Raw genomic sequence first — 11,982 nt, 5'->3', positions numbered from 1 at the left:
GCCGCGCGCCGTTCGGCCTGCTCGCCGACGGCGCAGCGGCCCCGCCCCATCCACACGAGCCTTGAGGGAGCACTCCCGCAATGACGGAGAACAGCCGGTCGCAGCAGACCACCGACAACCCCACGCCGTACCGGTACACGGCCGACCTTGCCGGACGCCTGGAGACCGCCTGGCAGGACCGGTGGGAGCGCGAGGGGACCTTCAACGCCGATAACCCCGTCGGTTCCCTGGCCGGCCCCGACGCCGCCAAGGAGAAGTTCTTCCTGCTGGACATGTTCCCCTACCCGTCCGGCAAGGGGCTGCACGTGGGGCACCCGCTGGGCTACATCGCCACCGACGTCGTGGCCCGCTTCACCCGCATGACCGGCAAGAACGTGCTGTACACCATGGGGTACGACGCCTTCGGCCTGCCGGCCGAGCAGTACGCCGTCGCCACCGGACAGCATCCGCGCATCTCCACCGAGGCCAATATCGCCAACATGCGCCGCCAGCTGCGCCGCCTGGGCCTGTCCCACGACCCGCGCCGTTCTCTGGCCACCATCGACGTGGACTACGTGCGCTGGACCCAGTGGATCTTCCTGCAGGTGTACAACTCCTGGTTCGACCCGGACGCCCCACGCCGCGACGGCCGCGGCACCGGCGCCGCCCGCCCCGTGAGCGAACTGATCGAGAAGCTCGCCTCCGGGCAGGTGCCCACCCCGGACGGGCGCCCGTGGGCGGAGCTGACACCGGGGGAGCAGGCTGACGTCGTCGATTCCCACCGGCTCGCCTACGTCTCCTCCGCCCCAGTCAACTGGTGCCCGGGGCTCGGCACCGTCCTGGCCAACGAGGAGGTCACCAGCGAGGGCCGCTCCGAGCGCGGCAACTACCCGGTGTTCAAGCGGAACCTGCGCCAGTGGATGATGCGCATCACCGCCTACGGCGACCGGCTGGCTGAGGACCTGGACACGGTGGACTGGCCCGAGAAGGTCAAGACCATGCAGCGCAACTGGATCGGCCGTTCCGAGGGCGCCGAGGTCACCTTCGCGCTGCCCGGGGCCGACGCCGTCGGAGCCAGCCAGCACGAGCTGACCGTCTACACCACGCGCCCCGACACCCTGTTCGGAGCCACCTTCATGGTGGTCGCCCCGGAGCACCCGCTGCTGGGTGGCCTGTCCGGCGCCAGCCCGGAGCACGACGCCGCCGCCCTGACCGTGCCGCAGGCCTGGCCCGAGGGCACCCGCGACGCCTGGACCGGCGGCTACACCACCCCGGCCGAGGCGGTGGCCGCCTACCGGGCCCGCGCCGCCCAGGCCACCGAGGCCGAGCGCACCGATGAGGACCGCACCAAGACCGGCGTCTTCACCGGCCTGTTCGGCACCAACCCCGTCAACGGGGCACAGGTTCCCGTATTCGTCGCCGACTACGTGCTCATGGGCTACGGCACCGGCGCGATCATGGCGGTGCCCTCCGGCGACCAGCGCGACTGGGACTTCGCCCGCGCCTACGACCTCGACGTCATCGCCACCATTGCCCCGCCGGAGGGATTCTCCCTGGACGAGGCCGCCTGGACCGGCGACGGGCAGATCATCAACTCCGCCAACGCCGAGATCAACCTAAACGGCATGGGCAAGGACGAGGCCAAGGCGGCTATGACCGCCTGGCTGGAGTCCAAGGGCTACGGCCACGGCGCCGTCACCTACCGGCTGCGCGACTGGCTGTTCTCCCGCCAGCGCTACTGGGGCGAGCCCTTCCCGATCGTGTGGGATGAGGACGGCCGCCCCCACGCCCTGCCGGAGTCCATGCTCCCCGTGGAGCTGCCCGAGGTCAGCGACTACTCTCCGCGCACCTTCGACCCCGACGACGCCACTTCCTCCCCGGAGGCGCCGCTGGGCAAGGCGAGTGAGTGGGTGGAGGTCGAGCTCGACCTTGGCGACGGGCTCAAGACCTACCGCCGCGAGACCAACACCATGCCTCAGTGGGCCGGCTCCTGCTGGTACGAGTTGCGCTACATAGACCCGACCGACGCCGAGCACCTGGTCGATCCGGCCAATGAGGCCTACTGGATGGGTCCCCGCCCCGAGGGCGGCAACGTCTCCGGCGGTACCGACCTGTACGTCGGCGGCGTTGAGCACGCCGTCCTGCACCTGCTCTACTCCCGCTTCTGGCACAAGGTGCTGTTCGACCTGGGGGTCGTGTCCTCCTCCGAGCCCTACCACAAGCTGTTCAACCAGGGCTACGTGCAGGCCTACGCCTACACCGACGCCCGCGGCCAGTACGTGCCCGCCGACGAGGTCGAGGAGACCCAGGACGAGGACGGCAAGCCCGTATTCACCTGGCAGGGGCAACCCGTCAGCCGCGAGTACGGCAAGATGGGCAAGTCCCTGAAGAACATCGTCACCCCCGACGACATGTACGACGCCTACGGCGCCGACACCTTCCGCGTCTACGAGATGAGCATGGGCCCGCTCGACCAGGACCGTCCCTGGGACACCCGCGCCGTCGCCGGCGCCCAGCGCTTCCTGCAGCGGCTGTGGCGCAACGTCGTCGACGAGACCACCGGCGAGGTGACCGTCTCCGATGCCCCGGCCGATGAGGCGACCCGCCGCCTGGTCGCCCGCACCACCGTGGGCGTGCGCGAGGACTATGAGGGCATGCGCCTGAACACGGCGATCGCGAAGTTGATCGTGCTCAACAACCACCTCACGGGGCTCAAGACGGTTCCGCGCGAGGCCGTGGAGGCCCTGGTACTCATGGCCGCGCCCGTCGCCCCGCACATCTGCGAGGAGATCTGGCAGCGCCTCGGGCACAGCCGCTCCCTCGCCCACGAGTCCTTCCCGACCGTCGCCGATGAGGCGCTCCTGGCGGCCGAGAAGGTCACCTGCGTGGTGCAGGTCAAGGGCAAGGTCCGTGACCGCCTGGAGGTCGACCCCGACATCGACGCCGCCGAGCTGGAGAAGCTGGCCCTGGCCGCCCCCGGTGTGGTCCGCGCTCTGGACGGCCGCGGCGTGCGCAAGGTGATCGTGCGCGCCCCCAAGCTGGTGTCCGTCGTCCCCGAGTGAGGGGGCGGCGCCCCGCCGGGCGCGTGTCCGGTCACACCAGGATGCACACGCCGATGACGATTACCAGGTCGATAGTCGGCGTGTGAGACGCCGGGCGCCGACGTGCTGCGGGCCAGGCTCAGCGGCCGCGCAGGATGTTTCCCAGTATGGAGCGGGTGATCTGGCGGCCGGCGGAGCCGATCAGCTTCTCCACCTCACGCTGGCGCCGTTCTGCCGCCCGCTCCCGGGCCCGCTGCTCGCGCTCGGCCGCCTTCTCCGCCTCCCGCTGCAGCCGCTCGGCGGTGCGCTGGGCCTCCCGGGCGGCCGCGGCGTCCGCCTTCGCCTGCGCCTTGGCCGCCTCCTGCGCAGCCTTCTGGGCGGCCGCCTGCGCCTCGGCCTCCGCGCGCGCGGCCTCGGCCCGGACGGCCTCCTCCTCGGCGCGCTTGGTCAGCAACTCGTAGGCGGACTCGTTGTCAACCGCTTCTGCGTATTTGTGGCGCAGCGGCGAGGACGCCAGCACCGACTGGATCGTGGCCGGCTGTGCCGGACCCATCACCGCAGCCGGGGTATTCACGACGACGGGCGCCACCGGCGCGGGTCGGCCCTTCTCATCCAACACCGATACGACCGCCTGCCCGGTTCCCAGGCCGGTCAGCACCCGCGTCAGATCCAATGGCGAGACCGGGAAGGTGGACACGGCCTGCTTCAGCTTGGCGGCGTCGGCCGGCGTGTGCGCCCGCAGCGCGTGCTGGATACGGCTGCCGAGCTGGGCCAGCACCGCCTCGGGCACGTCCGTGGGGGACTGGGTGATGAACACGACGCCGACCCCCTTGGAGCGAATCAGCCTCACCGTGCGGGTAACCGCCTCCAGGAAGGCCTTGCCAGCGCCGTCGAAGAGCAGGTGAGCCTCGTCGAAGAAGAACACCAGCGACGGTTTATCCGGGTCCCCGACCTCGGGCAGCACCTCGAACAGCTCGCCCAGCAGCCACATCAGGAAGGTGGACAGCAGCCTCCCCTGGGACTGAATGTCCGCCAGCTCCAGGGAGGAGATGACGCCGCGACCGTCGGCGGCGGTCCGCAGCAGGTCGCGTACGTCCAGGGCCGGCTCCCCGAAGAAGACCGCGCCGCCGGCGGCCTCCAGGGCGGAGACCTGCCGCAGGATCACTCCGGCGGTCGCACTGGACACACCGCCGATGCCGCGCAGCTCCTGTTTGCCCTGCTCGGTGCCGGTCAGGTAGTCGACCACGCTACGCAGGTCCTTCAGATCAATCAGTGCCAGCCCCTGCGCATCCGCCCAGTGGAACACGAGCTCCAGCGCGGAGGTCTGGGTATCGTTCAGACCCAGCACGCGGGCCAGCAGCACCGGGCCGAAGGCCGTCACCGTGGTGCGGATGGGAGTCCCGGCTAAGGCGCCCGCGGCCGAGGCCGGCTGCGCCGCTGTCCCCTCCGGGCCGCCGAGCGTGAACAGCTCCAGTGGGAAGTCCCGCCCCTGCCACGCCTGCCCCGTGGCGGCGTTGCGCGCCACGAGCTTGTCTGAGGCGGTGCCGGCCTCCGCCAGGCCCGTTAGGTCACCCTTTATGTCGGACAGGAACACCGGCACGCCCACGGCTGACAGGCCCTCCGCAAGCAGTTGCAGCGTGCGGGTCTTGCCGGTGCCGGTGGCGCCGGCGACCAGGGCGTGACGGTTGAGCAGACCGAGCGGGATTCCCACATTCACGCCGGGCACCGGGGCGGGTTCTGCGGCCGGTTCCTGGGCCGGTTCCTCCTGCGTGGGGTAAGCCAGGTAGGTGCCCACCGGCAACACGGGGCCGGCAAAGGCGTAGCCGTCTCGCACGCGGGCGGCGTAGCCGGACGGTGCTTCCGACCCCTCGGCCGGGGCGTCCTTGGGTGCCGATGAAGCGGAGGGCGTCGGTTCCGCGGCCGCTGGGTCCCCGTCTCCAGGTGCCTGCGGCTGAGCCGGCGCGTCGATGGCTTGGGACGAGGACTCGGCGGTGGACTCGGTTTGGGCGGCCAGCGCCGCCTCTAGTGCCGCCTGCGCCGCAGCAGCCTTGGCGGCGGCTGCGTCGGCGGCCGCCTGTGCCGCCGCGGCCTTGAGGCGGGCGATCTCGGCTGGGTCCGGTGTGCTGCTCGTCATGCCCGCATCGTATGCGGACGTAACCGCCTGCGTCTTGTCGGCCGTTATCTCCGGGGCGGCCGATCCGTGCCTCCTGCTAGCCGGGGAGGGAGTCCGGCGCGAACCGGACGAGTGCACCGGCGTCTGGTACCTCCCTGTGGCTGCGATCACCGCGCCGTTGGTCTGACACGCCCGTGACAAGCAGCCGCCGTTCACCCGGCTGCCCGGGCCGGGGGCATACGCTTTTAGCATGGCGCTCACGGTGGTCACCGACTCGGCAGCCTGCCTGCCCCCCGCGCTCGCAGATGCGCGGGGGATTGTCGTTATCCCCCTGCACACCACGGAGGACGACGCCGGTACTGCGACGACGGCGCGCCCGGCTGTCGCTGAACTCGCTGAGGCATACCGCAAAGCGGCTGCCGGAGGAAACGAGGTGCTGGCCCTGCACCTCGCCTCCGCACTGTCCGGCACCGTGGACAACGCCCGCATAGCCGCACGCGAACTGGCCGCAGAAGGGGTGGCGGTGACGACCTTGGACTCCGGTGCCTCCGGCGGCGCGCTGGGGCTGGCCGCAGTGGCAGCGGCGGAGGCCGATGACGCCCGCCGTGGGGCCGCGCGTGCGCGCGAGTCCGTAGCCCGCTCCCGCCTGTTCTTCCTGGTCCAGGACCTGTCATACCTGCGCCGCGGCGGCAGGATTGACCGTGCCACCGCATTCGCCGGGGGCACCCTGGGGATCCGGCCCATCCTGACCACCGGGCCGCAGGGGATCAGCGTTGTGGAGATGGTCCGGGGCACCGCCCGCGCCCGCCGACACCTGATCGCGCAGGCGGTGCGCGCGGCCGGCGGAACATCGCTGACTGGTCCGCGCCCCCCGGCCGCACCCGTGCGACTCGCCGTTCACTTCTGCGACGACCCCGCCGCCGGACGCGCCCTGGAGAACGACCTGGCCGACGCGATGGTTGAGGCAGGAGCGGTCGTCGAGTCCATCATGCGCTCACCCGCCGACCCGGCCAGCCGAGTCCACCTGGGACCGGGCGCCCTGGGGATCGTGGTTGCACCGCACCTGGATCAGCCACGGTAAGGACGCCCCGTCGTCCACAGGCTCCTGTCGCCACAGGCCCGGCAGGCAGTACCCACAGCCTTCGAGACGGACCGTGCCCGATACCTCTACCGTCGGCCTATGAGCGGCAAGCGGGTGGCGGATCGTGTGGGCAGGCGCTCCCTGGACGAATTCGTGCGTATCGCCTGCTCTACCGACCCCGCGGAGCCCGTGCGCCGTCCCCGTCGCCTCGCCCTCGCCCCCAGGGCGGCAATCGGCCTCGGCATGGCCCTGGTGGTGGTCGCACTCGCCCTGGCACTCAGGACAGTCCTGATGGCGCCGCCGTCGACGCCCCAAGCCGACTCACGGGCGCCCGCTCCCGAAACTACCCCTGCCACCGCAACGGCTCCGGGTCCCGAGGCCCCGGAGAGCACCGCTGTGAGCACGGGCATGGCCGGCGAATTGGTGGTGCACGTGGCCGGAGCCGTGAGCAGTCCCGGCGTGGTCGTGCTCCCGGCGGGCGCGCGGGTCGTGGATGCCATCGACGCCGCCGGCGGAGCGCTGCCCGACGCGGATACCGACCAGCTCAACCTCGCCCGCACCCTGAGCGACGGCGAACAGGTGCGCGTACCACACGTGGGGGAGGACGCCTCTGCCTGGAACACCGGCGGCGGCATAGGTGAGCAGGCCGGATCCGACTCCGGCGCCACCGGCAGTGAGGGCTCGGGCACGACCGTCGGCGGGCGCGTCAACATCAACACCGCTGACGCCGCCGAGCTCGAGGCGCTGCCCGGTATCGGTCCGGCCTTGGCCCAGCGCATCGTCGACTACCGAAATGAGCACGGCCCCTTCGCCTCTGTAGACGAGCTGACGAGTGTCTCCGGCATCGGTGCGGCCAAGCTCGAGGCCCTACGGGACCGGGCGGCGGTATGAGTCGAACGAGCCGGTTCCTACAACGACGCCCCGCGGGCCGCAACGCGCCCCGCGCGGACGTCGCGCCCTGGGACGAGCCCAGTACGCTGCGACGCCTGTCCCCGCGCCCTCGCACTCGTCATGCCACCAGGGACCGCGCCCCGGAACCGTTGGACCTGCGGCTGGCGCCAGCCGCCGCAGCGGCCTGGGCGTCCGCCTTCTGGGCTGTGGGTCTGGGTGGGCCCCGCCCCTGGTCCCCAGCTCTGCTGGGGGCACTGGTCGCCGTGGCCGCGGCGATGCCACTCGGCGCGGCGGCGGCACGGTTCCGCCCTCCTCGTCACCGGCACGATCCCAGGCCCGGGGCGGGCTACCTTGAGGACTCGGCCGTAGGCTCACTGGCGGCCTCCCTGCTTGCCCTGGCCCTGACCATCACGGCAGTGCTGACCGTGACAGCAGCCGACTCCTGGTCCCGCGCTCGCGACCCGCTCACAATCGCCGCACAGGAGGAGCGCACCGTCACCTTGACTGGCACGCTCACCCGTACTCCGCGTGCCACCGCTACATCCAGGCGCACGACCGTACTCTCCGCGCTGTCCGTGGACGCCGTCGACGGTGCCCCCTCACACTTGACTGCCACTGTCCTGGGAGACGCCGACTGGTTGGCGGTCCCCCTGGGGGCGCCGGTGCGGGTGCGGGCGCGGCTGCGCCCCGCTGCCCCCGGTAAGAGCGAGGCGGCCATCATCGGCGCCAACGCGACCGTGAGCGTGACCGGCCCGGCCACGGGCCTCCTGAGCATCGTGGCGCGGCTAAGGGACGGGCTCGGCGACGCCGTGGGACCAGAGCCGACCGCGCCTGCCGCGGACCCCTCGCGGACCGGAGTGGACTGGCCTGCCGGTACCCGCGCCCTGGTGCCCGGCGTCGCCCTAGGCGACGACCACGCCCTGCCTACGCCGGTGCGGGAGGACATGCGGGCTGTCTCTATGACGCATTTGACCGCAGTGTCCGGCCAGCACGTCGCCATCGTCCTGGGGCTGGTGCTGGCCGCCCTGGGGGCTGCGCCCCGATGGGCGCGCGCCGCCGTGGGGGCACTGGTTCTGGCCGGGCTGGTGGTGCTTGTGCGGCCGGATGGATCCGTGCTGCGGGCGGCGGCTATGGGCGCGGTGATGCTGCTGGGCGTGGGTGCGGGACGGCGCTCCGCCTCCCTGCCCGCCCTCAGCGCGGGCGTGATCGTCCTGCTGCTGCTTGATCCCTGGCAGGCCCGCGACTACGGCTTCGCACTGTCGGTGCTTGCCACGGCCGGCATCCTCCTCGGTTCTGCGCCGCTGACCGCCGTGCTGTCCCGGCGCCTGCCACGTCCACTGGCCGCCGGGGTGGCGCTCCCGCTGGTTGCGCAGCTCGCCTGCGCCCCGGTGCTGGTGCTGCTGCGCCCGACCGTAGGGATCTGGTCGGTGCCGGCAAATGTGCTCGCCGCCCCACCGGTGCCGGTGGCAACCGTGTGCGGCATCCTCGCGGCCCTGGTGTCACCGCTGAGCCCGCGGGCCGCGGTCCTCATAGCCTGGCCGGCGACGGCGTCATGCGCCTGGCTGGTACTAGTGGCCCGCGCCTTCGCCCGCCTGCCCGGGGCATCGGTCAACTGGCCGGGGCACATTACCGGGGCGCTACTGCTGGCGGGTATTGAAGCCGCAGTGATCGCCGCCGCCTACTGGCGGGGGCGGCGTCGCACGCTTCGTCGGCGCAGGCGTGGCAGGCTATGAGCCATGGCAACCTCACGACCCTCCCGCGGCGCGCGTCGTACCCCCGACGGACCCGCCTGGGACGAGGTGCGCCTCGCGCCCATCGTGCTGATAAGAGCGGGAGAGGAGCTGCTGGCCGACCGGGCCGTCGCCCGGCTCCTGGCCCAGGCACGTCAGCAGGACCCGGCCACGGAGGTCAGCACCGTGGAGGCCGCCACCTACGAGTCCCACCAGCTGGACACGCTGGTATCACCGTCCCTGTTCGGTGAGCCCAAGCTAGTGCTCATCCCCTCCCTTGAGCAGATGACTGACGCGCTGCTGACCGACCTACTCGCCTATGTGCCGGCACCCGCCCCAGACGTCGTCGTCGTACTGCGGCACAATGGCGGCCAGCGCGGCAAGAAGCTGTTGGAGGCGCTGGCCAAGTCCCCCTACCCGGTAGTGACTATCCAGGCGGTGAAGTCCCCCAAGGACAAGGCCGCCCTGGTGGGTGCGGATGTGCGGCGCGCCGGACGGCGCATTGATCCCGAGGCCGTCGGCGCACTGGTGGACGCCCTCGGCAACGACTTGCGGGAACTGTGCGCCGCAGCCGAGCAGCTGGTTAGCGACACCCAGGGAACGATCACCGTAGAGGCAGTCAACACCTACTACGCCGGCCGCTTCGAGGCCACCGGCTTCACTGTTGCCGACGCAGCCGCGGCCGGGAACGTCGTCAAGGCCGTCACCGCCCTGCGGCACGCCCTGGCTACCGGCACCGATCCCGTGCCCATCGTCGCCGCCCTGGCCATGAAGATACGTCAGCTCGCCCGGGTTGCCGCCATGGGCGGTCGCCGGGGAGTGACGGCCCGCGACCTGGGCATGGCGCCGTGGCAGGCCGATCGCGCCCGCCGTGAACTGGCCGGCTGGTCCGATGACGCCCTCGCCGTTGCGATCCAGGCGGTGGCCCGCGCCGACGCCGAGGTCAAGGGCGCCTCCCGCGACCCTGTTTACGCGGTCGAACGCGCGGTGCTCACGATCTGTGACGCCCGCCGTGGCCGGCTTCCCCGGCGTGCCTCCTAGGACCGCGCCCGCCTCGGGCGACGGGCGCGGGCCCCCACTGCTCAGCCGTCCGCGAGGCGGGCCAGCGTGAGCGCTGTGCTCATCGCCGCGCACGCCGCCTCGTAGCCCTTGTCCTCATCGGATCCCGGAGCGCCGCAACGGGCCAGCGCCTGGGCCTCGGTATCGCAGGTGAGCAGGCCGAACCCCACCGGCACCCCGGTGTCCAGGGCAACTCGGCTCAGCCCATCGGTGGCGGCCCGGCACACGTAGTCGAAGTGCGGGGTGCCGCCGCGGATGACGACTCCCAGCGCAACCACGGCCTCGGCCCCGCCCCGCGCGGCAGCGGCAGCGAGGATCGGCAGCTCGAAGGAACCGACCGCCCGCACGACGCTTGCCTGCGCCCCCGCGTCCTCAACGGCTCGCAGTGCCCCCGCGAGCAGGCCGTCCATGACCTGCTCATGCCATTGCGCGGCGACAACCGTCACCCGCATGCCTGGCGCGCGCGGCGCGCTCTGCTCCGGTGCCCCGGTTCCACTCATCGTGCTGCTCCTTCTGCTCTGGTACTGGTGTGTGCGGGTCGAACGCTGGCGGCGGGATCAGCGGACTGCGGTACGACTGCGGGCGATGCATCACCGAGCTCAGGGCCGGCGAGCAGATGGCCCATGCGATCGCGCTTGGTACGCAGATAAGCGAGGTTCTCCCCATTGGTGAAGGTCGGGGTCGCCCGCCGGGCGGAAACGCGCACCCCGTAACGCTCCAGGCCCGTAACCTTGTCCGGATTATTCGTCATGAGCTCCACCGAGCGCACTCCCAGGAAACGCAGCACCTGGGCGGCCGTGGCATAACTGCGCGCATCAACCGGCAGCCCCAGGGCGACGTTGGCATCCAGGGTGTCCATGCCCGCCTCCTGAAGCGCATAGGCCCGCAGCTTGTCGATCAGGCCGATGCCGCGCCCCTCGTGGTCGGAGGCGTAGACAAGCACACCGCGTCCGCGAGCGCTGATCTCCTCCATCGCGGCGCGTAGCTGCGGACCGCAATCACAGCGCAGGGAGGACAGCACGTCGCCGGTCAGGCAGGCGGAGTGCACTCGGGTGAGGACATCCTCACCGTCCGCGATACTGCCGCACACGAGTGCCAGGTACTCGGCGCCGTCTACCCTGGAGCGCAGGGCGTGCGCGGTGAACTCCCCGTGCGCAGTGGGCAGATGCGCGGTGACGACCTTCTCGACGAGCTCCTCGTGCAGCCACCGGAAGCGCTCCAGGTCCTCGACCGAGATCATGGGCAGTGAGTGCGCGTCGGCGAACTCCCGTAGTTGGTGGCGGCGCGCCATGGTTCCGTCGTCGTTGACGATCTCGACTAGGACCCCGACCGGCCGGTGTCCCGATAGGCGCATGAGATCGACGGCGGCCTCCGTGTGCCCACGGCGCGCCAGGATTCCGCCCTCGCGTGCACGCAGGGGGAACACGTGGCCGGGGTGGACGAGGTCGGCCGGCGCCGACCCGGGGTCGGCTATGACGCGAATGGTGCGTGCCCGGTCATCCGCGCTCACGCCGGTGGTTATCCCAAGGCTGGCGTCGGCGCTCAGCGTGAAGGCCGTCCGCTTGGGATCGGTGTTGTGCTCGGTCATCATGGGGATGTCCAGGCGGTCTAGTTCACCGGCCGTCGTCGGAACACAGATGATGCCCGTTGAGTGGCGGATCGCGAATGCCAGCTGCTGGGGCGTGGCCGTGTCCGCCGCGAAGACGAGGTCTCCCTCGTTCTCCCGGCCCTCGTCGTCGACCACGATGACCATGCGGCCCTGCCGGAGCGCGTCAAGGGCCTGCTCGACGGTGTCAAGGCGAGTGCCGTCATGACCGCCGGGGCGGTGGCCCGGCTGGGTGCCCGCGGGCCCACGCTGCGCCGTGGGAGGGCAGCTGGTGGGCATGCTCACTCCTCCTCCAGGTGGGAGTCTGCGGCCAGGAGCCGCTCGACGTACTTCGCCATGACATCTACCTCCAGATTCACCCGGTCGCCCGGCATCCTGATACCGAGTGTCGTACGGCGCAGAGTCTCGGGAATGAGACTGACGCTGAAGAACGGCTCGTCCCGGTCAGGCCCCCTGCCGCCGCCGGCGCTGACGCCGACCAC

General features: G+C 71.5%; 9 protein-coding genes. 5 read left to right on the top strand and 4 right to left on the bottom strand.

The annotated features are described in order from the left end of the window. Positions 1-80: 80 nt before the first annotated feature. Positions 81-3,041, top strand: coding sequence for a class I tRNA ligase family protein (locus GZ997_RS00445; protein WP_162678419.1), 2,961 nt, complete (start codon positions 81-83; stop codon positions 3,039-3,041). A 118-nt stretch (positions 3,042-3,159) separates the two neighbouring features. Here the strand turns inward: GZ997_RS00445 and GZ997_RS00440 are convergent, their stop codons facing one another. Continuing rightward, positions 3,160-5,154, bottom strand: coding sequence for a helicase HerA-like domain-containing protein (locus GZ997_RS00440; RefSeq protein ID WP_161924308.1), 1,995 nt, complete (start codon positions 5,152-5,154; stop codon positions 3,160-3,162). 229 nt (positions 5,155-5,383) lie between these two features. Between GZ997_RS00440 and GZ997_RS00435 the strand changes: the two genes are divergently transcribed. The 4 genes from GZ997_RS00435 (at position 5,384) to holA (ending at position 9,876) form a co-directional block, all read left to right on the top strand. After that, a complete protein-coding gene (locus GZ997_RS00435) occupies positions 5,384-6,214 on the top strand; it encodes a DegV family protein (RefSeq protein ID WP_162678418.1) in 831 nt (276 codons plus the stop codon). 99 nt (positions 6,215-6,313) lie between these two features. Then, entirely contained in the window at positions 6,314-7,105 is a 792-nt protein-coding gene (locus GZ997_RS00430) for a ComEA family DNA-binding protein (RefSeq protein ID WP_203233828.1), read from the top strand. Continuing rightward, the gene (locus tag GZ997_RS00425) at positions 7,102-8,838 is read left to right on the top strand and encodes a ComEC/Rec2 family competence protein (RefSeq protein WP_161924307.1); all 1,737 of its coding nucleotides are present in this window, start codon (positions 7,102-7,104) and stop codon (positions 8,836-8,838) included. The genes GZ997_RS00430 and GZ997_RS00425 overlap by 4 nt, the downstream gene beginning before the upstream one ends. Before the next feature lie 3 nt (positions 8,839-8,841). After that, complete coding sequence (gene holA / locus GZ997_RS00420) at positions 8,842-9,876, top strand: DNA polymerase III subunit delta (RefSeq protein WP_162678417.1); 1,035 nt, start codon at positions 8,842-8,844, stop codon at positions 9,874-9,876. 41 nt (positions 9,877-9,917) lie between these two features. On the opposite strand, the gene ribH is transcribed toward holA, so the two are convergent. The 3 genes from ribH to GZ997_RS12905 are packed head-to-tail and all read right to left on the bottom strand — an operon-like array spanning position 9,918 to position 11,982. Further along, positions 9,918-10,394, bottom strand: coding sequence for a 6,7-dimethyl-8-ribityllumazine synthase (gene ribH / locus GZ997_RS00415; RefSeq protein ID WP_162678416.1), 477 nt, complete (start codon positions 10,392-10,394; stop codon positions 9,918-9,920). Further along, the gene (locus tag GZ997_RS00410) at positions 10,391-11,779 is read right to left on the bottom strand and encodes a bifunctional 3,4-dihydroxy-2-butanone-4-phosphate synthase/GTP cyclohydrolase II (protein ID WP_161924304.1); all 1,389 of its coding nucleotides are present in this window, start codon (positions 11,777-11,779) and stop codon (positions 10,391-10,393) included. Before GZ997_RS00410 ends, ribH begins: the two co-directional genes overlap by 4 nt. A gap of 2 nt (positions 11,780-11,781) precedes the next feature. After that, on the bottom strand, positions 11,782-11,982 hold the full coding sequence (locus GZ997_RS12905) for a hypothetical protein (protein ID WP_343212228.1): 201 nt from the start codon (positions 11,980-11,982) through the stop codon (positions 11,782-11,784).

Source organism: Actinomyces sp. 565 (assembly GCF_010365615.1).
GTDB lineage: Bacteria > Actinomycetota > Actinomycetes > Actinomycetales > Actinomycetaceae > Actinomyces.
This window is presented reverse-complemented; position numbering and strand designations above follow the sequence as displayed.